Raw genomic sequence first — 23,372 nt, 5'->3', positions numbered from 1 at the left:
TGCCGTCTCCGGGGCCCTCGGCCGCCGCTGTCGCCCGACGAGGCTCGCAGGGCAGGGGCTAGGCTCGAACGCATGAGCGAAGGTCTGTTCGACGAGGGCCTCTTCGGCGCGACCGACGAGGAGAAGGCCGAGCGCATCGCGGCCAACGCCCCGCTGGCCGTGCGGATGCGCCCGGCCACGCTGGACGAGGTCGTCGGCCAGGACCACCTGCTCGGGCCGGGTGCCCCGCTGCGCCGCCTGGTCGAGGGCGCCACGCCGGCGTCCGTGATGCTCTACGGCCCTCCCGGCACCGGCAAGACGACCCTCGCGACGCTGGTCTCGAAGGCGACCGGGCGCCGGTTCGTCGCCCTGTCCGCGCTGTCGGCGGGCGTCAAGGAGGTGCGGGCCGTCATCGACGAGGCCCGGCGCCGCCTGGTGCGCTCCGGCGAGTCGACGGTGCTGTTCATCGACGAGGTGCACCGGTTCTCCAAGACCCAGCAGGACGCCCTGCTCGGCGCGGTCGAGGACCGGATCGTGCTGCTCGTCGCGGCCACCACGGAGAACCCGTTCTTCTCGGTCGTGTCACCGCTGCTGTCGCGTTCTCTCGTGCTGCAGCTCAAGTCGCTGAGCGACGACGGGGTGCGCGCGGTGATCCAGCGCGCGGTGTCCGACGAACGCGGCCTGGGCGGGTCCGTGGTACTGGAACCCGAGGCCGAGGACCACCTGATCCGCCTGGCCGGAGGTGACGCGCGCCGGTCGCTCACCGCCCTGGAGGCCGCCGCGGACTCCGCGGTGGCGTCGAACGAGGGCGTGATCACGCTGGCGCTGCTGGAGTCCACAGTGGACAAGGCGGCGGTGCGCTACGACCGCGACGGCGACCAGCACTACGACGTGACGTCGGCGTTCATCAAGTCGATCCGGGGCTCGGACGTCGACGCGGCGCTGCACTACCTCGCGCGGATGATCGAGGCGGGGGAGGACCCGCGCTTCATCGCGCGGCGGCTGGTGATCCACGCCAGCGAGGACGTCGGCATGGCCGACCCGACGGCGTTGCAGACGTGCGTGGCGGCGGCTCAGGCCGTGCAGCTCATCGGACTGCCCGAATGCACGCTGAACCTCGCGCAGGCCACGATCCACCTCGCCACCGCACCGAAGTCGAACGCCGTGACCACCGCGATCTACGGCGCGATCGAGGACGTGCGCAAGGGCGCCATCGGTTCCGTGCCCGCGCATCTGCGCGACGGTCACTACGCGGGAGCCGCGAAGCTGGGCAACGCGCAGGGCTACCGGTACCCGCACGACGTGCCCGAGGGCGTGCTGACACAGCAGTACGCGCCGGACGACCTGGTGGGGCGCGACTACTACGAGCCGACCGGCCGTGGCAACGAACGCGCTGTGGCGGAACGGCTGCCGCGCCTGCGCCGGGTGATCAGGGGCGAGTGAGACCGCCACCGCGACCGGCTGGTGGAAATCGAGATGATCCCCACCGGGTGACGTCGGTAGGTTCGGCGAAGTGACGATCAGAGAAGACTTCCTGACCACCGCCCGCATCGCCCTGGACCTCCTGCGCCACGAGCAGGTCGCGGAGAACTGGGAGAAGCCGAGCGCCCTGCCGGAGTTCGGCGTCAGCGGCCTCGCCGGCCACCTCGCGTACCAGGCGTTGCCGTTGCCGGACATGATCTCCGCCGCGCCCGGCGACGAGCCGGTCGTCTCGCTGATGGAGCACTACGCGCGGGCGAAGTGGACCGACCTGGACGTCGACTCCGAGTTCCACACCCGCATCCGCGCGGGCGGCGAGAAGCTGGCCGCGGAGGGTCCGGCGGCGCTGGCCGACAGGTTCGAGCAGACGCTCCGGGAACTCGAGAAGTCGTTGCCCGGCCTGGAGGACCGCGGTCTGCGCATGCCGCACTGGGGGCCGTGGTCGGTGCGGGTGGACGAGTACCTGGTCAGCCGGCTCATGGAGTTCGTCGTGCACTCCGACGACCTGGCGGTGAGCGTCGGTGTGGAGACGCCGGAGTTCCCCCGCCACGTCAACGAGACCGTCATCGACCTGCTGACCCGCATGGCGCTCAACAAGCATCGCGCGATCGACGTGGTGCGCGCGCTCAGTCGCAAGGAACGCGCACCGCAGGACATCACGGCGTTCTAGGCGCTGTCCTGCAAGTCTCGTCGGGCGAGAGCGGCGGCCGAGGGCTCCGGGACTCTCGCCCGCGTCTCTCACCAGACGAACTCGCAGAACAGCACCTAGCGCTTGCACACCATCAGCAGCGCGACCTTGCCCGGCAGCATGATCTCGTCCGCCGCCACGAAGCCGCCGGCCTCGAACGACCTGATGGCGCGGGTGTTGCGCACGTCCGGTTCCAGCACGATCCGCGTGCAGTGCGGGTCGGCCTCGAACAGCGCGTCGGTGAGCCGGGGGAGCAGCGACCGCACCAGTCCGCGGTCGGTCATCGCCAGCTCTCCGACCGCGAGGTTCAGCCCGAGGTCGTGCGGCCGTGCCCGGTAGCAGTGGGAGACGGCCCGCCTGGCCGCGCGGTAGACCTCGGCGTAGATCACCGGGCGGCCGTGCCAGCTCACCAGCACCGGCCGGACGTCGTCGCCGTTCAGCTGGGCCTGGAGCTCCTCCTCCCAGTGCGGCAACGTCCACGCCTGCCGCCAGAACGCCGCCACGTGCGGTGCCTGGTTCCAGCGGTGCACGAGGTGCAGGTCGTAGCCGTCCGAACGGGCGACGCGCGCGTCCCACGGCATCGACAGCTCCGGGACCGGCGGCGGGCCCGCGGTGATCTGGAGGCGGTAGGAGTCCAGGTGCGACACCGGCTTCACTTGGCCTCCTGCGCGGGTCAACTTAGGGTTGCCTTACTTCAGTTGCGCAAGGCCGCCGATGTCAAGCCCTGTGTGACGGGTATTTCACAGGCTGTGACGGCCGCGCGTCAATGAGCTGTCCCGTACGTTCTCGGCATGCAGGAGACCCAGCGCGAACCGGTGCCTCGTGTTGACACCGGCGAACTCGACACGGCCCTCGCGTTCCTCGCGTTCCAGCGCCACTGCGTTCTCAAGAAGGCGGAGGGACTGACCGGCGAGCAGCTCCGCCGGCCGCTGGTCGCGAGCGGCACCTCGATCCTGGGGCTGGTCCAGCACCTGGCCGGGGCCGAGCGCTTCTGGTTCACCCACGTCGTCGCCGGCGGTGAGGACCCCGGCGACGACGCCCTGAGCATGACCGTGGCGCGCGACCGTCCGGCCGAGGACGTGGTCGAGGACTACCGGGCCGCGATCGCGGACAGCGACAAGGCCGTCAGTGGCCGCCACCCCGAGACCCCGACGGCGGTTCCGATCGACGACGCGCCGAAAACACTGAGGTGGGTTCTCGCGCACATGACCGCCGAAACCGCCCGGCACGCGGGTCACGCCGACGTCCTCCGCGAGCAGATCGACGGCGTCACAGGTCGTTGAAGATCAACGAATGGTGCCGCCCAGCCGAGTGTCGGGCCCACCCGGTAATCTCCTCCGCAACCAAGCCTGAACGCCTGTTCACCAGGAGGATCCGTGTCGCCAGGGTGGCTCGCCGCCGGTGCTTTCGTTCTGCTCGTGATCGTGCTGGTGTTCGTCGGGATCAAGGCAGCACGGTTCTTCGACGAGGCCACGATCGCGATGCGCAAGGCACACGAGAACACGGACCCGTTGTTCGTCGAGGCCAACACGACGCTCACGCACGTGAACACGCAGCTCGAGCGCGTCGACGGCATCACGGCCAACGCGCGCGCTGTGACGGGCAACGTCTCGGCGCTCACCAGCCTGTTCACCGCCACTCTCGGCGGTCCGCTGGTCAAGGCCGCCGCGCTGTCCTACGGCGTGAGCAAGGCCGTCAAGGCCCGTCGCAAGGCCGCTGAACAGCCGAACAAGCACAGCAAGCGCCGTCCCAGGCGAGGTGCGAAGTGAGCCGCCTCTTCTGGTTCGGCCTGGGTGCCGCCGCGGGCCTGTTCGTCGCGAAGAAGGCCTCCGAGGTCGCAAAGCAGGCGACTCCGGCCGGGGTCGGCGCTAACGTGGGTGAAGGCCTGCGCGAACTCGCCGGCGCTCTCGGTTCCTTCGGTGCCGAGGTGCGCGCGGGAATGGCCGAACGGGAACAGGAGTTGCAGGACACCGTGGAACGTCAGACGGGATTCACGCCGGGGCGCCGAGCGCCCAGGGCGAACGGGAAGCACTGACCGTTCGCCTCGACTGTGTTTCCTTTTTTGGATAGCTCTGACATTCCCCAGCAACACACTTAGGAACTTCCCGTGCAGACCCACGAGATCATCAAGCGTTTCCGCGAGCACTTCGAGAAGGCCGGGCACAAGTACATCCCCAGCGCCTCGCTGCTGCTCGACGACCCGAACCTGCTGTTCGTCAACGCCGGCATGGTGCCGTTCAAGCCGTACTTCCTCGGCGAGGCCCCGCCGCCCGCCCCGCGGATGACGAGCATCCAGAAGTGCGTGCGCACGCCGGACATCGACGAGGTCGGCAAGACCACGCGCCACCTCACGTTCTTCCAGATGGCCGGCAACTTCTCGCTCGGCGACTACTTCAAGGAAGACGCCATCCGCCTGGCCTGGGAGCTGATCACCAACTCCCAGGACGAGGGTGGCTACGGCTTCGACCCCGAGCGCATCTGGGTCACGGTCTACGAGACCGACGACGAGGCCATCGAGCTGTGGCAGAAGGTCGCCGGCATGCCGCTGGAGCGCATCCAGCGCCGCGGCGTCGAGGACAACTTCTGGTCGATGGGCGTCCCCGGCCCGTGCGGCCCCTGCTCGGAGATCTACTACGACCGCGGCCCCGAGTACGGCAAGGAGGGCGGCCCGGTAGTCGACGAGGACAGGTACCTGGAGATCTGGAACCTCGTCTTCATGCAGAACATCCGCGGCGAGGGTGGTGCCAAGAAGGACTACCCGGTCATCGGTGAGCTGCCGTCGAAGAACATCGACACCGGCATGGGCGTCGAGCGCGTCGCCTACCTGCTGCAGGGCGTCGACAACGTCTACGAGACCGACCTGGTCCGCGCCGTCATCACCAAGGCCGAGGACCTGTCCGGCCGCAAGTACGGCGCCAACGAGGTCGACGACGTCCGCTTCCGCGTCATCGCCGACCACGCCCGCAGCGGTGTGCTGCTCGTGGGTGACGGCGTCACGCCCGGCAACGAGGCCCGCGGCTACGTGCTGCGCCGCCTGCTGCGCCGCATCGTGCGTTCGTCGCGCCTGCTGGGCGTGAACGAGCCGGTGCTGCAGCAGTTCGCCGAGGTCGTCCGCGACTCGATGGGCGAGGCCTACCCCGAGCTGGTCAGCGGGTTCGCCCGCATCCAGCAGGTGCTCAAGGCCGAGGAGGACACGTTCCTGCGGACGCTCGACGCCGGTTCGCGGATCTTCGAGGGTGCCGCCGCCGAGGTGAAGTCCGACGGCCGCGCCACGCTGCCCGGTGACAAGGCCTTCCAGCTGCACGACACGTACGGCTTCCCGATCGACCTCACGCTGGAGATGGCCTCCGAGGCCGGTCTCACGGTCGACGAGGACGGCTTCCGCAAGCTGATGGCCGAGCAGCGCGCCCGCGCCAAGGCCGACGCCGCCGGCAAGAAGACCGTCCACGGCGACCAGTCGGTGTACCGCGAGCTGCTGGAGCAGGGCCCGACCGAGTTCACCGGCTACACCGAGCTGGCCTCCGAGGCCACGCTGCGCGGCATCGTGCTGAACGGCGCTCGGGTGAAGTCCGCTCGTGAGGGCGACATCGTCGAGGTCGTCCTCGACCGCACGCCGCTCTACGCCGAGTCCGGTGGCCAGGAGTCCGACGCCGGCACCATCGTCACGGCCAACGCCGAGCTCGAGGTGCTCGACGTGCAGAAGGTCGCCCGCAAGCTGTGGGTGCACCAGGTGCGCGTCCGCTCCGGTGAGGTCAGCGAGGGTGAGCACGTCGAGGCCCGCGTCGACCCGGAGTGGCGCGTCGGTGCCCGCCAGGGTCACTCGGGCACGCACGTCGTGCACGCCGCCCTGAGGCACGTGCTCGGCCCGTCGGCCCTGCAGAGCGGTTCGTACAACAAGCCCGGCTACCTGCGTCTCGACTTCGCCTGGACCGGTGGCCTGTCCACCGAGGCCAAGAGCGAGATCGAGGAGGTCTCGAACCTCGCCGTGCGCCGCGACCTGCCGGTCAGCGTCGTCTACACCGACATGGCCGGTGCCCAGGAGCTGGGTGCCGTCGCCCTGTTCGGCGAGACCTACGACGAGACCGTGCGCGTCATCGAGATCGGTGGCGAGTGGTCCCGCGAGCTGTGCGGTGGCACCCACGTCGAGCACTCGTCGCAGATCGGCCCGATCACCCTGCTGGGTGAGTCGTCGGTCGGCTCCGGCGTGCGCCGCCTGGAGGCCTACGTCGGCATCGAGGCCATGCGGTTCCTCGCCAAGGAACGCGCCATCGTGCAGAACCTCTCCGACATGCTCAAGGTCGGCTCCGAGGGCCTGCCCGAGCGGATCGAGTCGCTGGTCGAGCGCCTGAAGTCCGCCGAGAAGGAGCTCGAGAAGGTCCGCGCCGCCGAGCTGCTCGGCAACGCCGGCGCCCTGGCCGACAAGGCTCTCGACATCCGCGGCCTGTCGCTCGTGGCCCTGGGCCTCGAGGGTGTGTCGGGCAACGACCTGCGCACGCTCGGTGGCGAGGTCCGCAACCGCCTGGGCAGCAAGCCCGGTGTGGTGGCCCTGTTCTCGGCCGACGGCGACAAGGTCAGCTTCGTCGTGGCCACCACGGCCGCCGCCCGCGACCTGGGGCTCGCCGCCGGCAAGCTCGTCCCGGTGTTCGGCCCGGCCATCGCCGCCCGTGGTGGCGGCAAGCCGGACCTGGCCCAGGGTGGTGGCACGAACCCTGCCGGTGTTCCGGAGGCCATCACGGCCCTGACGAACGAACTGGACAAGGTGCTTGAGCAGGGCTGATGTTCCTGGTGTCGACGATCCGGGCCTCGGACGGAGGCTCGGCGTCGACGTCGGGTCGGTTCGCGTGGGAATTTCCCTCAGCGATCCGACGCCGTTCCTGGCGACCCCGCTGGTTACCCTGCAGCGTGACGAGAAGAAGGGCTCCGACCTCACGGAGCTCGTACGCCTCGTCGCCGAGCATGACGTCGTCGAGGTCGTCGTCGGTCTGCCGAAGACGCTGGCAGGCAGGCACGGACCCGCTGCCGAGGCAGCGACCGCGTACGCTGCGGCCTTGGCCGGGCGCATCGCCCCGGTGCCGGTGCGGCTGACCGACGAACGACTGACGACGGTCGTGGTGAGCCGCGTGCTGGCGCAGCGCGGTGTGAAGGGCAAGAAACAGCGTGCCGTGGTCGATCAGGCCGCTGCTGTCGAGATCCTGCAATCTTGGCTGGACGCACGGGCACGTTCGGTGTCCGCCCGAAAGGACGAGGCGTGAGCGGCGACGATCTCGGGTTGTTCACCGACCCCGAAGCTGATGAGCGACGCCCGGTCAGAAAGCGCGACCGAGAGCGGGACAACGCCAGGGCGAAGGCGAAGAAGCGCAAGAAGACGGTCCTGTGGCTCGTCGTCGCGCTGGTCCTCGCCGTGGGCATGGGTGGCGCGTATTACGGCTACCAGGAGCTGCGAGGCATCGGGTCGTTCGAGGACTACGCGGGTTCCGGCGAGACGGACACGATCGTCGAGGTCCAGGACGGCGACGTGGTCAGCAAGATCGCGTCGACCCTGCAGGAGAACGGCGTCGTCGCGTCCTCGACGGCTTTCATCCAGGCCAGCAAGACCGACGCGCGCGTGACGTCGATCCAGCCCGGCTTCTACCTGATGAAGACGAAGATGTCGGGTCAGACCGCCGTCGCCAAGATGATCGACCCGAAGACGCGCGTCCCGGCCGTTCAGATCGTCGGTGGCCTGAAGCTCACCGACATCCAGGCCAACGGCAAGACCGTCGCCGGCATCTACTCCCAGCTCGCCGCCGCGAGCTGCACGGAGAAGGACGGCGCCAAGACGTGCCTGTCCGCCGAGGAGATCAGGGCCGCGGCCGAGCAGACCGACCCGGTGGCCCTGGGCGTGCCGGAGTGGGCGCTCGCCGACGTGAAGGCCGCCGAGCCCGCGTTCCGCCTCGAAGGCCTGATCATGCGCGGCGTCTACCAGGTCAAGCCGGGGGTCAGCGCGGTCGAGCTGATCCGCAGCGTCATCGTGGCCTCGGTCCAGAAGCTGCAGGGCGCCGGCATCCCCGGCGGCACGATGAACACGGGCTTCCGCCCCTACGAGATCCTCGTCATCGCCTCGCTGATCGAGAAGGAAGCGATCGAGAAGGACTTCCCGAAGGTCTCGCAGGTCATCTACAACCGGATCGCGAAGCCCATGAGGCTGGAGTTCGACTCGACGATCAACTACAGGAACAACCAGCCGCACATCCGCACGTCCGACGCGGACCGCGCCGCGAACCAGCCGTACAACACCTACAAGAACCAGGGCCTGACCCCTACACCGATCGGCTCACCTTCGCAGCAGGCGATCGCCGCCGCGATCAAGCCTGCGGGCGGCGACATCCTGTTCTTCGTGAAGTGCCAGACGGACGGCACGTCGTGCTTCGCGACGACGTTCGAGGAGCACAACGCGAACGACCAGAAGGCTCAGAAGGACGGCGTCTACTAGTGGTGCGCAAGGCCGCGGTGATCGGTTCGCCGATCGAGCACTCCCTTTCGCCGGTGCTGCACAACGCCGCGTACGCCGCCCTCGGTCTCGACTGGGAGTACACGCGCCTGGAGTGCTCCGAGGCCGAGGTGCCCGCTCTGGTGTCCTCACTGGGCCCGGAGTGGGCAGGACTGTCCTGCACTATGCCGACCAAACGGGCCGCGCTGGCGTTCGCCTCGGTCGTGACCCCACGAGCTCTCGCCGTCGGTGCGGCGAACACGCTGGTGCGCAAGGGTTCCGAGTGGCACGCCGACTGCACCGACGTGGACGGCGTCGTGGGAGCGTTGCGGGAGAAGGGTTTCTCCGGCGGCACGCACGGCGTGGTGCTGGGAGCGGGCGGCACGGCGACGGCCGCGCTGGCCGGCCTCGCCACCCTGGGGATCTCGTCGGTTTCCCTTGTGGTGCGCGACCCTTCGCGCGCCGTGGAGGCTCTGGAGACCGCGGCGCGGGTCGGCGTCTCGGTCGAGGTGCTGGAACTGTCCGCTGTGGACCTTCCTCTGCTGGCCGGCGCGGCGGACGTGGTGGTGTCGACGGTGCCCGCCTCGGCCACCGTCGCGCTGGCCGACGCGCTGGCGCGGGCGCCGTACGTGCTGGACGTGATCTACCACCCGTGGCCCACGCCGGTCGCCTCGGCCGTGGAGGCCTCCGGTGCCCGACTGGCCACCGGGCTGGACATGTTGCTGCACCAGGCTTTCGGGCAGGTCGCGCAGTTCACGGGCATGCCCGCGCCGGAAGACGTCATGCGCGAGGCGCTGGCCGCGGAGCTCACCGCGCGTTCGTAACTTTCGGCTTGATCTTGGCCTGTTCGATATCGGCCGATGCTCGTCGTGTGATTGCCTACGTCCGACTCGTTTGGCTGCGGACGATGTGCCACTCGGCCGGAGTCATCGCATGCCGGTCCGCTCACCTTGGGAGGGGGCCGGTGGGTGGGGCGCACGGGTGTGCCTGCCGGGGGCTCCGCTTGGGCGCGTGGGCCAACCGGTCCGGCACCACGGCCGCCGGTGCGCCCCGCTCTCCATCTTTGGCTGACTTGCGTTGGTTGTTGCGTTCCAGCGGGGTGGTCGCCTGCCGTTGCGGATGGTCACCTTGCTCGGGCGGTTGCGCAGGTCTAGACGGGCCGGTGCCGGTCATCGCCGCTTCGCGCCGATAGCGATTGGGGCTTGACCTCGAGCCTCTAGCTGGATGCCTGATCGGACTTGAAAGATGGGCCCAGGAACCCATCCGATCCCTGCCACGATTGCATCCAGCCCCTCAAGGTCAAGCCCCAATCGCCGAGCTGGTCACGTCACCGCTACCCGGTGCGCCCAGGTAGGTACGCCTCGGCTCCGCCATTGCGTTGCGGGGCAGGGTGGCTTGCCTTCGGCTTTGCCCTGTTGTGTGTGGAGGGACGCCTCGGCTTCGCCTTTGCGTTGCGGCTGCAGGTGGCTCGCTTCGCCCTCGCGACGCCACGGCGCGTTCTAAGGGCAGTACTCGTCGGCCACCGGCGCCACGCCCGCCACCTTCGCGCGGCTCGCCATCGCCGTGCAGTGCACCTGGAAGATCGCCCACTTCGACGTCGGCGGCGCGACGTCCTCCGGCATCACGATCACGTCCAGGACCGGGACCGCCTTCGAGGACGTCGCGGGCAGTTCGGTGGTGAGGCCGAGTTTCTTCTCCTCGTCGTTCGGCCCGGCCAGGAGGAGGTTCATCGCGGTCGTGATGTCGACGGTGCCCGTGTAGGTGCGGGTGCGGCGGACCAGGCCGTCGTGTGCCGCCGTCACCAGGAAGATGGTCAGCGTGTGCGAGGAGACCGTGGGGGCTTCGGCTCCGGTGAGGACCGGGGTCGGGCGGATGCCGCACGCGGTGAGGGTCACGAGGGCAAGCGCAAGGTGAAGACCGCGCCGCCCGAGGGCGCGTTGGCCGCTTCGATGGTGCAGCCGTGCAGGCGTGCGTTCTCCCATGCGATCGCCAATCCCAGTCCGCTGCCCTCGGAACGGGAGCGGGCCGTGTCTGCCTTGTAGAAGCGGTCGAAGATGTGGGGGAGGGCGTCCGGCGGGATGCCCGGGCCTTGGTCGGCGACCTCGATGACGCCCGGTCGTACGGTCACATGGACTGGGACGCCTCCGTGCTTCAAGGCGTTGCCCACGAGGTTGGCGACGATGACGTCCAGGCGGCGGCGGTCCACGCGCGCGACCACGCCTTCCGGCAGGGAGGCCTCCACGGACGTGGTCCAGCCGCGGGCGGCGAGGGTGTCGCGCACGGCCGTGCCGATGTCCCAGTCGTCCAGTTCGAGGAGGTTGCGGCCCTCGTCGAAGCGGGAGATCTCCATCAGGTCGTTGACCAGGCGGGTCAGCTTGCGGGTCTCGGCGGAGACCAGGCGGGCCGCTACGGCCGTGTCCGGTGGCAGGGTGTCGGCGTCCTCGTCCAGGACGGCGGTCACGGCGTTCATCGCCGTGAGCGGGGTGCGGAGTTCGTGCGACACGTCGGCGACGAACCGGCGGGAGGCGGCCTGGGAGGCTTCCAGTTGCTCGGCGGCGCGGTTGAACGTGCGGGCCAGGTCGGCGAGTTCGTCGGAGCCGCGTTCGTCCACGCGGGTGTCCAGGCGGCCGGAGCCCAGCGCGCGGGCCGCGGCGCCGAGGCGCCGGACGGGACGCAGGACGCCGCGGGCCGTGAAGAGCGCGAGACCGAGGGCGAGGGGGAGCACGAGGCTGACGCCCACCCAGGCGGCGGTCGAGAAGCTGTCGATGGCCGCCTGCGGGCCTCTCAGGTACTGCAGCGCCCACACCTCGACGCCGGTGGGCGTGCCATCCGCACGGACCAACGGGATGCCCACGACGACGTACGGGTCGGTGAGGTCCGTGCGGCGCTGCCAGAGGGTCGTCCCGCTCGTCTTGAGCATCTCGCGCATGTCGTTGGGGATGAACGACGGGTCAGGGCCCTGGGTGGAGCGCAGATCCTGGTAGACCACGACCGCCGAGCCGCGCAGGTACGTGCCGAAGCCGTCCAGGTCCTCCTGCGCCGGCGGCACGGTCAGGCGCTCCGCGTAGTCGCGGACGTCCTTCACGAGCGGGTTCATGAAGTTGTCCTGCGCGTCCTCCAGCAGCAACGTGCGGGCGGTCGCGTACGAGGCGCCCGCCGCTCCCACCGCGCCCAGGACCGTCAACAGCAGGAACGCCGCCATCAGTCGCGGGCGCAGGCCGCGGAACAACGACCTCATCGGGGGCCGAAGCGGTAACCGAAGCCGCGCACCGTGTGGACGTAGCCGGGGTCGGAGGGCACGTCCTCGATCTTCGCGCGCAACCGCTGCACGCACGCGTCGACGAGCCGCGAGTCGCCCAGGTAGTCGTGCTCCCAGACGGCCTCGAGGATCTGCTGGCGGGTCAGCACACGGCCGGGGGTGCGGGACAGTTCGAGCAGCAGCTTCAGCTCGGTCGGGGTGAGCGCGACCTTCACGTCGTTCTTCAGGACCTGCAACCCTGCCCGATCGATCACCAGCGAGCCGTGCCGTTCGATCGACGACGGTTCGGAGACGGTCCGCCGCAGCACGGCGCGGATCCGGGCCTCCAGCACGCGGGGTTCGACGGGCTTGACCACGTAGTCGTCCGCGCCCGCCTCCAGGCCCGCGACCACGTCGAAGTCGTCGCCGCGCGCGGTGAGCATGATGATCGGCACCTCGGCGTGCGTGCGCATTCGCCGGCACGTCTCGAAGCCGTCGATGCCGGGCAGCATGATGTCGAGGACCACGATGTCGGGACGGGACTCGCGCAGCTTCTCGACGCCTTCCTCACCCGTTCCGGCTGCCCGGACGTCGTGTCCCTGGCGGCGCAACGCCAGCCCGAGTCCTTCACGCACCGAAGGGTCGTCCTCGACCAGCAACACCATCGCCACGAGATCCATTATCGGCGGGAAACGGCACCCGCGCCGGATCTGTTGCGGAACCATGACACGGCGTGGACGTTCCCATAGAGCGGCTCGCGGAACGTCGAACACATGGCCGGAAGCTTGCTGGGATTCCTCTTCACGTACTTCGCGCTGGTGTGGACGTCGTTCGGGCAGAAGGCGGAGAACGCCGCGTTGCCCGAGCTCTCACTCCAACGCTCGTGGGCGTCCAACGTGGACATGGCGATCCTCGTCGCCGCGGTCCTCGTGGTTCTCTTCGCACGTAAGAAGTCGCTCGCGCCGTTGGCGCTGCTCGGCGGTTCGGTGCTGGGTGCGCAGGCGTTGAAGCTCTACGTGCTGGTGCGGCCGCCGCTCGACGACGACGCGGTGCTGGTGCACAACAGCTTCCCGAGTGGACACACGACGGCCGCGGTGGCGTCGGTGATCGCGGTGACGATGGCGGTGCCCCAGCGGTTCGCGCTGTTCGTGGCGGTGCCGGGGGCGATCGGCGCGGGGGCGGTCGCGGCGGAGACGGTGTCGCTGGGCTGGCACCGGTTCAGCGACACGCTCGGCGCGGCGCTGCTGGTCTCGACGCTCGCGTTCCTGCTGCTGCGCAAGTGGACCGCGGGGTTGATCGTGCCGCCCGCACTGGCCGTGGGAGGCGTCTGGCTGATGGTGAGCTACCCGCAGGCCACGCCGTCGACCTTGGCCGGCGTCGTGACCGCGGGTGTCGTGCTGCACTTCGGGTGGGCTGTGAGTGGTCCCGGAAATCGGAACCGTCATCGGGGCGACCGAGACCACTCACAGCCGGAATCACTCGTCGTGATCGGTGGCGATCAGTTCGGCGATGGCGTCCAGAGCGGCGTCCGCTCCGTCCCCCTCGGCGCTGAGCACCACCTCGTCACCGTGCATGGCGCCCAGGGTCATCAGACCCAGAACACTCGCCGCGTCAACGGCTTCGCCGCCGTCCTTGGCGATGCTGACCGTCACCGGCTGGTCGGCGGCGGCCTTCGCCAGCAGTGCGGCAGGCCGGGCGTGCAGTCCGACCTTGCTGGCCACGGTGACCCGTCGCTCGGCCATGATGGTTCCTCCCGGTAGAGCTGGTTCTCGTTACTGCTGTTCGGTCGGGTTGCGCTTCGGCTTCTCGCGCACCGCCGTGTCGCCACTGCTGCCGACGATGCTCTCGTCGGCCTCCGGGGACTCGTCGTCCTCGCGGCCCGGCGTCTTCAGGTTCCACTTGGTGATGACCCAGCGGAACAGGAAGTAGTAGATCGCACCGTAGATCAGACCCAGGATGATGAGCATCCACGGCTTCTGGGAGATGTTCCAGTTCAGGATGAAGTCGATCGCACCGGCCGAGAACGAGAAGCCCGAGTGGACGTCGAGCGCGTTCGAGATCGCGAGCGACGTACCGGTCAGCACCGCGTGGATCAGGTACAGCGGCCACGCCACGAACATGAACGCGAACTCCAGCGGCTCCGTCACACCGGTGATGAACGCGGTGAGAGCGGCGGAGCCCATGATGCCGCCGATGAGCTTGCGCTGGCTCGGCTTCGCGGTGTGCACGATCGCCAGAGCGGCGGCCGGCAGCGCGAACATGAGGATCGGGAAGAAGCCGGTCTGGAACGTGCCGGCCGTCGGGTCCTGCGCGAGGAAGCGCGGGATGTCACCGGTCTTGTCGTTGAACTCGCCGAACTGGAACCACACGACGTTGTTGATGATGTGGTGCAGGCCGAGCGGGATGAGCAGCCGGTTGATGACGCCGTAGATGAAGGCGCCGATGATCGTGCTGCCGGTGACCCACTCACCCAGCGCGGTGATGCCCGCGTCGAACCACGGGTACACGAGGCCGAGTGCGACACCGACCAGCACCATGACGCCGGCGACGATGATGGGCACGAAACGCCTGCCACCGAAGAACGCCAGGTACGGGGGCAGCTTGATGCGGTGGTACTTCTGCCACAGCAGTGCGGTCAGCAGGCCGACGACGATACCGCCGAGGACGCGGTAGTCGATCAGCTCCGGCTTGGCGCCCGCTTCGGTCGGCTGGTCGAGGACCAGCGGTGACATGGCCTTGAAGACGCTCGTCAGCGTGACGTAGCCGACCACTGCGGCGAGTGCGGTGGAACCGTCACCGCGCCGGGCGAACCCGACGGCGATGCCGACCGCGAACAGCAGGGCGAGGTTGCTGAACAACGCGTCGCCGGCCGCACCGATCACTGCGGCCACGGCGTTCCAGCCGAGACCGTCCTTGCCCAGCAGGTCGTCTTGACCGAGGCGGAGCAGCAGGCCTGCCGCGGGCAGCACGGCGATCGGCAGCATGAGGCTGCGACCGAAGCGTTGCAACGTGGCGAGACCCTTGATCTCACGACCACCGGTTGCGGCGTCCGTGCTCATCGGGTTCCTCCCTTGGCGGAGTCGAGGCCCGAACCCGGGACGGTCCGGTCCAGTTGCATGGTCACCTGGTAGAGATCGCCCCGGTACCAGGAGGTCACGTCTTCGCAGGGCCGCCCGTCGGAGCTGGCGACCCTCCTGAACACGAGAAGCGGGCTGCCCTTGCGGACGTCGAGCGCCTTCGCGGTCTCCGCGTCGGCGGTCTCGGCCCACACGGTCTGCCGCGCGTGGTCGAGCTGGACGCCGTACCGGGTCGCGATGATCTCGTAGATCGACCCGGTCAGGTCACATCGGTCTAGTTCGGGAAGCACGTGCGGGCTGTACCAGCCGGCTTCGAGCGCCAACGGGGCTCCGTCGGCCTTGCGCAGCCGCACGACGCGGTACGCGTACTCGTCGGCCTCCAGGCCCAGCGAGGCCTTCGAGCCGGGAGCCGCCTGGCCGCAGCTGATCACCTCGGTGCTGGGTTCGACCCCGCGCGCCTTCATGTCCGAGGTGAAGGACGCCAGGAAGAGCTGCAGGTCGTAGCGCCGCTTGGCGGTGAACGTCCCACGTCCCTTGGCCCGGGTGAGCAGGCCGTCGGCGACCAGCTGGCCGACTGCGGCCCGCACGGTGATGCGAGAGACCCCGTACCGCTCGGCGAGATCGCGCTCGGACGGGATCGGTGAGCCGGGAGCGAGGTCCTGTTCGGCCAGCCGCCGCAGGATCTCGCGCAGCTGCGCGTGCTTCGGCTTGGGCCCGTCCACGATCTCGTTCACTCGCTCACCTCCTCGCTAGTGGTACTTTCCGGTCTAGACCAGTTGGTGCGGGAGAATGCTCCGCGCACCGAGCGGGTGTCAACCGCTGTTACGGGAACGAGAGGTACGAACGTGGCTGACGAGAAGGCTCAGAAGATCCTCGAGGCGCTGGGCGGCCGGGACAACATCATCGAGATCGAGCCCTGCATCACCCGCCTGCGGTGCGAGCTCGAAGACGGTTCCGTCGTGGACGAGAAGGCCCTGAAGGCGTTGGGAGCGCACGGAGTCATGCGTTCCGGCAACGTCGTCCAGGTCGTCGTCGGACCGGAGGCGGACACCATCGCGTCGGACATCGAGGACCTGCTGTGAGCCTCCGCGTCGGCAGCCCCGTGGCCGGCCGGGTGGTCGCGCTCTCCGAGGTTCCGGACCAGGTCTTCGCCGAGGCGATGGTCGGTCCCGGTGTGGCCGTCGAGCCCGTTCGATCGAAGGCCGATGTGGTTTCGCCGCTCGACGGCACCGTGGTCACGCTGCACCCGCACGCGTTCGTGGTCGCCAACGGTGACGGGGCGGCCGTCCTGGTCCACCTCGGCATCGACACCGTGAAGCGCAAGGGCGAGGGCTTCGAGCTCCACGTCGTCAAGGGCGAGCAGGTCCAGGCCGGTCAGAAGATCGTGACGTGGGACCCGGCCGAGGTCGAGGCGGCCGGGTTCGCGCCGATCTGCCCGGTGATCGCGCTGGACGCGTCCGCCGAGGTGCTCGGCGACCTCGCGCTGGGCGTCGACGTGGTGGCGAACGACGCGCTGTTCGACTGGTCTCGCTGACCCGTTCCGCCCTGCCTGAAGGCTGTCGCGAACGGACCGTTCACGACAGGTCGGGATTTGTACTCAGCCGTACCGAGCAGGACCGTGGTGCCATGACCACGGTCCTGCTCGCGTTCGCACTGGGTTCGCTGTGGACGGTCGCCGCCGTCCTGGAGGCTCCGCCCTCGTCGTTCCTGCTGGCCTGGTTCGGCATCGTGCTCGCGATGATCGATCTGCGGCACCACCGGTTGCCGGACGCGCTGACCCTCCCGTTGGGTGCCTCGTTGTTGCTCCTGCAGTTCCACGGGCTGGGAGCGGCGGTGCTGTCGGCGCTCGTTTTCGGTGGCGCGCATCTCGCCGTGCGGCGGTGGCGGCCCGCGCTGATGGGCGGCGGGGACGTGAAGCTCGCCTTCGGACTCGGCGCGGCGCTGCCGTTGCCGGCGCTGTTACCTGCGGCGATCCTGTCGAGCGTGGTCACCCTCGGTGTCGCCGCCCTCCGGCACCGGCGCGCGGTGCCGCACGGGCCGGGCTTGCTGGCCGCCACCTGGGCGTTGACGACGCTGTGAAAGGATTGTGAACGTGCTGCGCTGGATCACCGCTGGAGAGTCACACGGCCCCGCCCTCGTCGCCGTCCTGGAGGGCATGCCCGCCGGAGTGGAGGTGACCACGGAGGACCTGGTCGCCCAGCTCGGGCGCCGCCGGCTCGGCTTCGGCCGCTCGCCCCGCATGGGCTTCGAGCAGGACGAGGTCGAGATCCTCGGCGGCGTACGCCACGGCAAGACCCAGGGCGGTCCGATCGCGGTCACGATCGGCAACTCCGAGTGGCCCAAGTGGCAGACGGTCATGTCGCCGGACCCGGTCGACCCGAGCCTGCTCAAGCCCACCGGCCGCAACGAGGCCCTCACCCGTCCGCGCCCCGGCCACGCCGACCTGCCGGGCATGCAGAAGTTCGGCTTCGACGAGGCCCGCCCGGTGCTGGAGCGCGCCTCCGCCCGGGAGACCGCGGCCCGCACCGCGCTCGGCACGGTCGCCCGGCAGTTCCTGCAGCAGTTGCTCGGCGTGCGGGTCCTGAGCCACGTGGTGTCGATCGGCAAGGCCGTGACGCCTGAGGACTCCGGGCTGCCGACGCCGGACGACCTGCCCGCGATCGACTCCTCGCCGGTGCGCTGCTTCGACGCTCGCGGCACCGACGCGATGGTCGCCGAGGTCGAGGCCGTGCAGAAGGCCGCGGACACCGTGGGTGGTGTGATCGAGGTGCTCGTCTACGGGCTGCCGCCGGGCCTCGGCTCGCACGTGCACTGGGACCGCCGCCTCGACGCGCGCCTCGCGGCCGCGTTGATGGGCGTGCAGGCGATGAAGGGCGTGGAGATCGGCGACGGCTTCACCTCCGCCCAGCGCTGGGGTTCGCAGGCGCACGACGAGATCGACCGCGGCAGCGGCCCGGTCGGCGTGACGCGCCGCTCGAACCGCGCCGGTGGCCTCGAGGGCGGCATCACCAACGGCGAGATCCTGCGCGTCCGCGTGGCCATGAAGCCCATCTCGACGGTCCCGCGCGCACTGGCCACTGTGGACGTCCGCACCGGCGAGGCCGCCACCGCCATCCACCAGCGTTCGGACGTCTGCGCCGTGCCGCGCGCCGGTGTGGTGCTGGAGTCCGTCGTGGCGCTGGTGCTGGCCGAGGCCGCGCTGGAGAAGTTCGGCGGCGACTCGCTCGACGAGACGCGCCGCAACGCCCACGCGTACCTCAAGGCCCTGGAAGCCCGCTGGGAGGGCATGTGAGCCCGCACTACGTCGTGGTCGGCCCGCCCGGCGCGGGCAAGACCACCGTCAGCGAGCTGCTGGCGGCCAGGCTCGGCGTGCCGTTCCGCGATGTCGACGCGGACATCGTCGAGCTGGCCGGCAAGCCCATCTCGGACATCTTCACCGACGACGGCGAGCCCGTTTTCCGCGCCATGGAAGAGGAAGCGGTCGCCAAGGCGCTGGTCGAGCACGAGGGTGTGCTGGCGCTGGGCGGGGGAGCGGTGCTGTCCGCCACGACCCGCGAACGGCTGCGCGAGCACACCGTCGTCTTCCTGAACGTGGGCATGGCCGAGGGCGTGCGCCGCACGGGGCTGGCGGCCAACCGCCCGCTGCTGACCGGCATCAACCCGCGCGCCACCTTCAAGGCGCTGCTGGACGCGCGCCTGCCGCTGTACCGCGAGGTCGCGACGATCGAGGTCCTCACGGACTCGCTCGATCCGGACCAGGTGACCGACGCGGTGATCAAGGGAGAGCAAGCATGACCGAGCCCGTGCGCATCCGGGTCGCCGCGGAGAAGCCCTACGACGTGGTGGTCGGCCGCGGCCTGCTCGGCGACATCGTCGAGTTCCTCGGCGGCACCGCCAAGATCGCGATCGTGCACCAGCCGACGCTGGCCGAGACCGCGAAGGTGCTCGTCGACGAGCTCAAGGCCGCGGGCGCCGACGCGCACCGCGTCGAGGTCCCGGACGCCGAGGACGGCAAGGACCTGGCCGTCGCGGGCTTCTGCTGGGACGTGCTGGGCAAGATCGGCCTGTCGCGCTCCGACGTCGTCGTCGGCCTCGGCGGCGGCGCGGTCACGGACCTCGCGGGCTTCGTCGCGTCCACGTGGATGCGCGGCGTACGGCTGGTCAACATCCCGACGACGCTGCTCGGCATGGTCGACGCGGCGGTCGGCGGCAAGACCGGCATCAACACCGACGCGGGCAAGAACCTCGTCGGCACGTTCTACGAGCCTGACGCCATCTTCGTCGACCTCGCGACCCTGGAAACGTTGCCGCGCAACGAGCTCATCGCGGGCATGGCCGAGATCGTGAAGGGCGGCTTCATCGCCGACCCGGTCATCCTCGACCTGATCGAGGCCGACCCCCAGGCCGCTCTGGACCCCACGGGCGAGGTGCTCGCCGACCTGGTCCGCCGCAAGATCCAGATCAAGGCCGACGTCGTCACGACCGACCTGCGCGAGTCGAACCTGCGCGAGATCCTGAACTACGGCCACACCCTCGGCCACGCCATCGAACGCCGCGAGCGCTACCGCTGGCGCCACGGCGCCGCGATCAGCGTGGGCCTGGTCTTCGCCGCCGAACTGGCCCGCCTGGCAGGCCGCCTCGACGACGAGACGGCCGACCGCCACAAGCGCGTCCTGGAGTCGCTCGGCCTGCCGACGACCTACGACGCGGACGGCCTCCCGCAGCTCATGGAGGGCATGAAGGTCGACAAGAAGAACAAGGCGGGCGTGCTCCGCTTCGTCGTCCTCGACGGCCTGGCGAAGCCCGGCCGCCTCGAAGGCCCGGACCCGGCCCTGATCGCCGCCGCGTACGGAGCCGTCGCCGCGGAACCCAAGCCCACCTCCGGCGGGACGGTGCTGCTGTGAAGGTCCTGGTTCTCAACGGCCCGAACCTCAACCGCCTGGGCACCCGCGAGCCGCTCATCTACGGCAGCACCACGCACGCAGACCTCGTCGAGCTGTGCGTGGCGGAGGGCAAGGACCTCGGTTTCGACGTGGAGGTCCGCCAGACCAACCACGAGGGCGAGATGGTGGGGTGGCTGCACGAGGCCGCCGACGCCGCCACCCCGGTGGTGTTGAACGGCGCGGCGTGGACGCACTACTCGATCGCGCTGCGCGACGCGTGCTCCCAGCTCACGGCGCCGCTGGTCGAGGTGCACATCTCGAACATCCACCAGCGCGAGGAGTTCCGGCACCACAGCGTCATCTCGGCGGTCGCGACCGGCGTGATCGCCGGACTCGGCGTCGAGGGCTACCTGCTCGCCCTGCGCTGGCTGTCGCTCAGGAAGTAGCGCCAGCTCAGCAGGGCGACGGCGGCGAGCGCGGTCGCGCTGATGAACACCGCCTCGACCGTGCTCGCGCCGAGTCGCGGGCGGACCGCGGTCGCCGGCCGCGCGGGGTCCATCGCGGACTGCAGGTCACCCATCAGGTTGTGCACCTGCAGGACCGCGCTGGTGTCCGCGATGTTGCCGGAGACGTTGTTGTGCGTGCGGGACTCGTCGGTCATGGCCGCCCTTGATCTGGGACTCACGATGGAATGTCCAGAAGGCTAGTTGCGATCATGACCCGAAAAGGCTCCGGATAGCGGTCAGTCCCAGGCCAAATCCTGGACATTCCGCATTCGGGTGTTCGGACTGAGGTAATGCGCAAATCATGCGAAGTGTGGCGGAGAAGCGGAAAAGTAGCGCCGCCCGGATGGCGCATTCAGGGGTTCGTCTTCTCGTAGACCTCCTGGTCGAGTTCCCGGTCGATCGCCACCATCGACTGGGGCGCGGGCCCGAGAATCTGCCCGAGCGGCACGAACTCCGGCCCGCCGTCCTGCGGCGGGGCGCGAGGAGTCCGGCACGATCTCCCCGGCGCCGGTCGTAGAAAACTGGGGCCATGCTGCACCACGTCGAACTCTGGGTACCCGACCTCACCCGCGCCGAGTCCACCTTCGGGTGGATCTTCACCGAGCTCGGCTGGACCGAGCACCAGCGCTGGCCCGCCGGCGTCAGCTGGAAGCTCGGCGACACCTACGTCGTGGTCGAGCAGTCCAGTGCCGCGACAGGTCCGCACGACCGCATGAGGGCGGGCCTGAACCACCTCGCCCTGCACGCGGGCAGCAAGGAGAACGTCGACCGCCTGACCCGGGAATCCGAGGCCAACGGCTGGAAGCTCATGTTCGCGGACAGGCATCCTCACGCGGGAGGACCGGACCACTACGCCGCGTTCATGGAGAACGACGACGGGTTCGAAATCGAGCTGGTCGGCGTCTGAACGTGTAAAGATGCCGATCGTGCCGAGACTGTTCATCGCCGCGTTCGCCCTGCTCCTGGCCGGGTGCGCGGCCGCGCCGGAGCCCGCGCCCGTCAGCAGCGAGACGACGACGGAGTCGAGCGGGCAGCTGTCGGACCAGGAGCTGCAGGCGAAGTGGTGGACGTGGGCCGCGTCGAGCCCGGAGAACCGCAACCCCGTGGTCGACGAGACCGGGCAGTGGTGCGCGGAGGACCAGCCGAAGGACGTGTGGTTCTTCGCCGGCACGTTCGGTGGCACCGTCAACCGCCGGTGTCAGGTGCCCGCCGGGAGGCCGCTCGCCGGCCCGGCGGTCAACACGGTCACGAACTGCGAGACGTTCGTGGCCAGCGGGAAGGGCTCGATCACCCTCGACGGGCAGCTGGTCGAGCTGCGCCGGATCGCCCCGGTCGGGATCACCTTCCAGGCCGTGAAGGACAACGCGGTGGGAGCCCCCGGGGGCGGGGTGCGGGCTCAGGCGTGCGGGCTGTGGGCGTGGATCCCGCCGTTGTCGCCGGGTGAGCACGAGCTGCGGATCGAGGGGGAGTTCGGCGACTTCCGCACCTCGGCGCGCTACCTGCTCACCGTCAGCTCGTCGGACTAGCCGGGTCCTTCTTCACCAGGAACCCGCCCAGCAGCATCCCCAGGCCCGCGGGGGCGAGCACGAGCAACGCCGTGAACGCCGCCCCGCCCGTCAGCGCCACCCACAGCGCCTCCTGCCCGGTCTGGTCGACCAGCAACGCCGACCCGATCACGCCCAGGGCCCCGGCGAACGGCCCGGCGATCAGCGACGCGATGAACCACTGCATGCCGCGCCCCTCCAGCTCGCGCAGCGTGTCGACGGCACCCCAGAGCACCGCCGCCACGATCAGCAGGCCGAGAGCGATCGGCCGGACCGACGAGGCCTCGGGGCTGCGCACGCCCACCGCCGCCACGCCGGTCTGCACGGCTCCGTGCAGGAGCCCCATCCACAACGCACGGACGAACCAAGGACTCATGCGGACAGCTTAGGACTGGCCGTACGCTGCGAGACATGTCGTCGTACGCCGCACGCCGAACCGCACTGCGCCAGGAGCTCCAGGCCACGAACCTGGACGCGCTGCTCGTGACGAACCTGCTGAACGTCCGGTACCTCACCGGATTCACCGGATCGAACGCCGCCGTGCTCATCGGCGCGGACGGCGACGACGTGTTCTGCACGGACGGCCGGTATCTCACCCAGTCGGCCAAGCAGGTGCCGGACCTGGAGCGGCTGATCGACCGGCCGTGCGACACCACGCTCGCGGCAAGGGCGAAGGGCAGGCTCGGGTTCGAGAGCCAGCACGTCACGGTCGACGGCCTGGACGAGCTGACCGCGGCCGCCACCAAGGCCGAGCTGCACAAGGCCGGTGGCCTGGTCGAGAAGCTGCGCCTGGTCAAGGACGAGGTCGAGATCGAGGCGCTGCGGATGGCGTGCGCGGCGGCCGACCGGGCGCTCGCCGCGTTGATCGGGCACGGCGGACTGCGCGCGGGCCGGACCGAACGCGAGGTCGCGCGCGAGCTGGAGAGCCGCATGCTCGACCACGGCGCCGAGGGTCCGTCGTTCTCCTCCATCGTGGCGTTCGGCGCGAACTCGGCCGTGCCCCACCACTCGCCGACGGACGCGACGCTGCACGCCGGCGACCTCATCAAGCTCGACTTCGGCGCGCTCGTCGACGGCTACCACTCCGACATGACCCGCACGCTCGTGCTCGGCAGGCCCGCGGACTGGCAGCGCGACCTGTACGACCTGGTCGCGCGGTCGCAGGCGGCGGGCCGGGCCGCCCTCACGCCCGGCGCGCGGGTGAGCGACGTCGACCACGCGTCGCGCGAGGTGATCGAGAAGGCCGGGCACGGGAACGAGTTCCTGCACGGCCTGGGCCACGGGGTCGGGCTGGAGATCCACGAGGCACCGGCGTTGTCGAAGGCGGGTGCCGGTACACTTTCGGCCGGTATGGCGGTCACCGTCGAGCCCGGCGTCTACTTGTCGGGGCGGGGCGGGGTCCGCATCGAGGACACCCTCGTGGTGCGCGAAAGCGGGCCGGAGCTCCTCACCCTGACCACGAAAGAACTCGTGGTCGTCTGACACCCCCCGTCCTACACAGGAGAAATC

28 protein-coding genes and 1 pseudogene are annotated in these 23,372 nt (G+C 69.8%); 20 read left to right on the top strand and 9 right to left on the bottom strand.

Features of this window, described 5'->3' with window-relative positions; translation table 11 throughout:
• The first annotated feature begins 72 nt into the window (after nucleotides 1-72).
• Both PV646_RS32030 and PV646_RS32025 read left to right on the top strand, forming a co-directional pair.
• The gene (locus tag PV646_RS32030) at nucleotides 73-1,422 is read left to right on the top strand and encodes a replication-associated recombination protein A (protein ID WP_500346030.1); all 1,350 of its coding nucleotides are present in this window, start codon (nucleotides 73-75) and stop codon (nucleotides 1,420-1,422) included.
• A gap of 70 nt (nucleotides 1,423-1,492) precedes the next feature.
• On the top strand, nucleotides 1,493-2,128 hold the full coding sequence (locus tag PV646_RS32025; RefSeq protein ID WP_500346029.1) for a maleylpyruvate isomerase N-terminal domain-containing protein: 636 nt from the start codon (nucleotides 1,493-1,495) through the stop codon (nucleotides 2,126-2,128).
• Nucleotides 2,129-2,223: 95 nt separating this feature from the next.
• Here the strand turns inward: PV646_RS32025 and PV646_RS32020 are convergent, their stop codons facing one another.
• Nucleotides 2,224-2,802 carry a GNAT family N-acetyltransferase gene (locus PV646_RS32020; RefSeq protein WP_500346028.1) on the bottom strand — a complete coding sequence of 193 codons (579 nt, stop codon included), beginning with the start codon at nucleotides 2,800-2,802 and terminating at the stop codon, nucleotides 2,224-2,226.
• Nucleotides 2,803-2,937: 135 nt separating this feature from the next.
• Here PV646_RS32020 and PV646_RS32015 point away from each other — a divergent pair, with 135 nt between their 5' ends.
• The 7 genes from PV646_RS32015 (at nucleotide 2,938) to PV646_RS31985 (ending at nucleotide 9,439) form a co-directional block, all read left to right on the top strand.
• On the top strand, nucleotides 2,938-3,429 hold the full coding sequence (locus PV646_RS32015; RefSeq protein WP_500346027.1) for a DinB family protein: 492 nt from the start codon (nucleotides 2,938-2,940) through the stop codon (nucleotides 3,427-3,429).
• A 93-nt stretch (nucleotides 3,430-3,522) separates the two neighbouring features.
• The gene (locus tag PV646_RS32010) at nucleotides 3,523-3,915 is read left to right on the top strand and encodes a DUF948 domain-containing protein (RefSeq protein ID WP_189156825.1); all 393 of its coding nucleotides are present in this window, start codon (nucleotides 3,523-3,525) and stop codon (nucleotides 3,913-3,915) included.
• Nucleotides 3,912-4,181, top strand: coding sequence for a hypothetical protein (locus tag PV646_RS32005; RefSeq protein ID WP_189156824.1), 270 nt, complete (start codon nucleotides 3,912-3,914; stop codon nucleotides 4,179-4,181). The genes PV646_RS32010 and PV646_RS32005 overlap by 4 nt, the downstream gene beginning before the upstream one ends.
• A gap of 72 nt (nucleotides 4,182-4,253) precedes the next feature.
• Nucleotides 4,254-6,923 (top strand): alanine--tRNA ligase, encoded by a 2,670-nt coding sequence (alaS, locus tag PV646_RS32000; protein WP_500346026.1) that lies wholly within the window; start codon nucleotides 4,254-4,256, stop codon nucleotides 6,921-6,923.
• A 64-nt stretch (nucleotides 6,924-6,987) separates the two neighbouring features.
• Nucleotides 6,988-7,398 carry a Holliday junction resolvase RuvX gene (gene ruvX / locus PV646_RS31995; protein ID WP_500346025.1) on the top strand — a complete coding sequence of 137 codons (411 nt, stop codon included), beginning with the start codon at nucleotides 6,988-6,990 and terminating at the stop codon, nucleotides 7,396-7,398.
• Nucleotides 7,395-8,618, top strand: a complete 1,224-nt coding sequence (gene mltG / locus PV646_RS31990) for an endolytic transglycosylase MltG (RefSeq protein WP_500346024.1) — start codon at nucleotides 7,395-7,397, stop codon at nucleotides 8,616-8,618. Before ruvX ends, mltG begins: the two co-directional genes overlap by 4 nt.
• Nucleotides 8,618-9,439, top strand: a complete 822-nt coding sequence (locus PV646_RS31985; RefSeq protein WP_500346023.1) for a shikimate dehydrogenase — start codon at nucleotides 8,618-8,620, stop codon at nucleotides 9,437-9,439. The genes mltG and PV646_RS31985 overlap by 1 nt, the downstream gene beginning before the upstream one ends.
• Nucleotides 9,440-10,114: 675 nt before the next feature.
• Here the strand turns inward: PV646_RS31985 and PV646_RS31980 are convergent.
• From PV646_RS31980 to PV646_RS31970, 3 genes are read right to left on the bottom strand one after another with little or no spacing between them, the layout of a single operon-like run.
• A complete protein-coding gene (locus PV646_RS31980) occupies nucleotides 10,115-10,510 on the bottom strand; it encodes a hypothetical protein (RefSeq protein WP_500346022.1) in 396 nt (131 codons plus the stop codon).
• A complete protein-coding gene (locus PV646_RS31975; protein ID WP_500346021.1) occupies nucleotides 10,507-11,853 on the bottom strand; it encodes a sensor histidine kinase in 1,347 nt (448 codons plus the stop codon). Before PV646_RS31975 ends, PV646_RS31980 begins: the two co-directional genes overlap by 4 nt.
• Complete coding sequence (locus PV646_RS31970) at nucleotides 11,850-12,533, bottom strand: response regulator (protein WP_500346020.1); 684 nt, start codon at nucleotides 12,531-12,533, stop codon at nucleotides 11,850-11,852. The genes PV646_RS31975 and PV646_RS31970 overlap by 4 nt, the downstream gene beginning before the upstream one ends.
• Before the next feature lie 93 nt (nucleotides 12,534-12,626).
• Between PV646_RS31970 and PV646_RS31965 the strand changes: the two are divergent.
• Nucleotides 12,627-13,118: pseudogene (locus PV646_RS31965) on the top strand (phosphatase PAP2 family protein); the annotation flags it as partial.
• Nucleotides 13,119-13,328: 210 nt separating this feature from the next.
• Here the strand turns inward: PV646_RS31965 and PV646_RS31960 are convergent.
• The 3 genes from PV646_RS31960 to PV646_RS31950 are packed head-to-tail and all read right to left on the bottom strand — an operon-like array spanning nucleotide 13,329 to nucleotide 15,664.
• Nucleotides 13,329-13,595: an HPr family phosphocarrier protein gene (locus PV646_RS31960; RefSeq protein WP_170176508.1), complete on the bottom strand. Its 267-nt coding sequence runs from the start codon at nucleotides 13,593-13,595 to the stop codon at nucleotides 13,329-13,331.
• Between the two features lie 30 nt (nucleotides 13,596-13,625).
• Nucleotides 13,626-14,912, bottom strand: coding sequence for a PTS transporter subunit EIIC (locus PV646_RS31955; RefSeq protein WP_500346019.1), 1,287 nt, complete (start codon nucleotides 14,910-14,912; stop codon nucleotides 13,626-13,628).
• Nucleotides 14,909-15,664 carry a GntR family transcriptional regulator gene (locus tag PV646_RS31950; protein WP_500346018.1) on the bottom strand — a complete coding sequence of 252 codons (756 nt, stop codon included), beginning with the start codon at nucleotides 15,662-15,664 and terminating at the stop codon, nucleotides 14,909-14,911. Before PV646_RS31950 ends, PV646_RS31955 begins: the two co-directional genes overlap by 4 nt.
• Nucleotides 15,665-15,775: 111 nt before the next feature.
• On the opposite strand from PV646_RS31950, the gene PV646_RS31945 reads away from it, so the two are divergent.
• From PV646_RS31945 to aroQ, 7 genes are all read left to right on the top strand, one after another.
• The gene (locus PV646_RS31945) at nucleotides 15,776-16,012 is read left to right on the top strand and encodes a PTS sugar transporter subunit IIB (RefSeq protein WP_090005969.1); all 237 of its coding nucleotides are present in this window, start codon (nucleotides 15,776-15,778) and stop codon (nucleotides 16,010-16,012) included.
• Nucleotides 16,009-16,464, top strand: a complete 456-nt coding sequence (locus PV646_RS31940) for a PTS sugar transporter subunit IIA (protein ID WP_500346017.1) — start codon at nucleotides 16,009-16,011, stop codon at nucleotides 16,462-16,464. The genes PV646_RS31945 and PV646_RS31940 overlap by 4 nt, the downstream gene beginning before the upstream one ends.
• 92 nt (nucleotides 16,465-16,556) lie before the next feature.
• The gene (locus tag PV646_RS31935; protein ID WP_500346016.1) at nucleotides 16,557-17,009 is read left to right on the top strand and encodes a prepilin peptidase; all 453 of its coding nucleotides are present in this window, start codon (nucleotides 16,557-16,559) and stop codon (nucleotides 17,007-17,009) included.
• 7 nt (nucleotides 17,010-17,016) lie between these two features.
• Entirely contained in the window at nucleotides 17,017-18,222 is a 1,206-nt protein-coding gene (gene aroC / locus PV646_RS31930; protein ID WP_500346015.1) for a chorismate synthase, read from the top strand.
• Nucleotides 18,219-18,725: a shikimate kinase gene (locus PV646_RS31925; protein ID WP_500346014.1), complete on the top strand. Its 507-nt coding sequence runs from the start codon at nucleotides 18,219-18,221 to the stop codon at nucleotides 18,723-18,725. The genes aroC and PV646_RS31925 overlap by 4 nt, the downstream gene beginning before the upstream one ends.
• Nucleotides 18,722-19,834 carry a 3-dehydroquinate synthase gene (gene aroB / locus PV646_RS31920; RefSeq protein ID WP_500346013.1) on the top strand — a complete coding sequence of 371 codons (1,113 nt, stop codon included), beginning with the start codon at nucleotides 18,722-18,724 and terminating at the stop codon, nucleotides 19,832-19,834. The genes PV646_RS31925 and aroB overlap by 4 nt, the downstream gene beginning before the upstream one ends.
• Nucleotides 19,831-20,259 carry a type II 3-dehydroquinate dehydratase gene (gene aroQ, locus PV646_RS31915; RefSeq protein WP_500346012.1) on the top strand — a complete coding sequence of 143 codons (429 nt, stop codon included), beginning with the start codon at nucleotides 19,831-19,833 and terminating at the stop codon, nucleotides 20,257-20,259. Before aroB ends, aroQ begins: the two co-directional genes overlap by 4 nt.
• On the opposite strand, the gene PV646_RS31910 is transcribed toward aroQ, so the two are convergent.
• A complete protein-coding gene (locus tag PV646_RS31910; RefSeq protein WP_500346011.1) occupies nucleotides 20,220-20,474 on the bottom strand; it encodes a hypothetical protein in 255 nt (84 codons plus the stop codon). The genes aroQ and PV646_RS31910 overlap by 40 nt on opposite strands.
• Before the next feature lie 374 nt (nucleotides 20,475-20,848).
• On the opposite strand from PV646_RS31910, the gene PV646_RS31905 reads away from it, so the two are divergent.
• Both PV646_RS31905 and PV646_RS31900 read left to right on the top strand, forming a co-directional pair.
• Nucleotides 20,849-21,226, top strand: coding sequence for a VOC family protein (locus PV646_RS31905; protein WP_500346010.1), 378 nt, complete (start codon nucleotides 20,849-20,851; stop codon nucleotides 21,224-21,226).
• Between the two features lie 19 nt (nucleotides 21,227-21,245).
• Nucleotides 21,246-21,845 (top strand): signal protein, encoded by a 600-nt coding sequence (locus PV646_RS31900; protein ID WP_500346009.1) that lies wholly within the window; start codon nucleotides 21,246-21,248, stop codon nucleotides 21,843-21,845.
• On the opposite strand, the gene PV646_RS31895 is transcribed toward PV646_RS31900, so the two are convergent.
• A complete protein-coding gene (locus tag PV646_RS31895) occupies nucleotides 21,829-22,239 on the bottom strand; it encodes a B-4DMT family transporter (protein WP_500346008.1) in 411 nt (136 codons plus the stop codon). The genes PV646_RS31900 and PV646_RS31895 overlap by 17 nt on opposite strands.
• Before the next feature lie 35 nt (nucleotides 22,240-22,274).
• On the opposite strand from PV646_RS31895, the gene PV646_RS31890 reads away from it, so the two are divergent.
• A complete protein-coding gene (locus PV646_RS31890; protein ID WP_500346007.1) occupies nucleotides 22,275-23,345 on the top strand; it encodes a M24 family metallopeptidase in 1,071 nt (356 codons plus the stop codon).
• Nucleotides 23,346-23,372 lie beyond the last annotated feature (27 nt).

Source organism: Streptomyces sp. ID05-26A (assembly GCF_033794685.1).
GTDB lineage: Bacteria > Actinomycetota > Actinomycetes > Mycobacteriales > Pseudonocardiaceae > Lentzea.
Note: the sequence above shows the minus strand (reverse complement) of the source record. Positions and strands in the feature narration are given on the sequence as shown.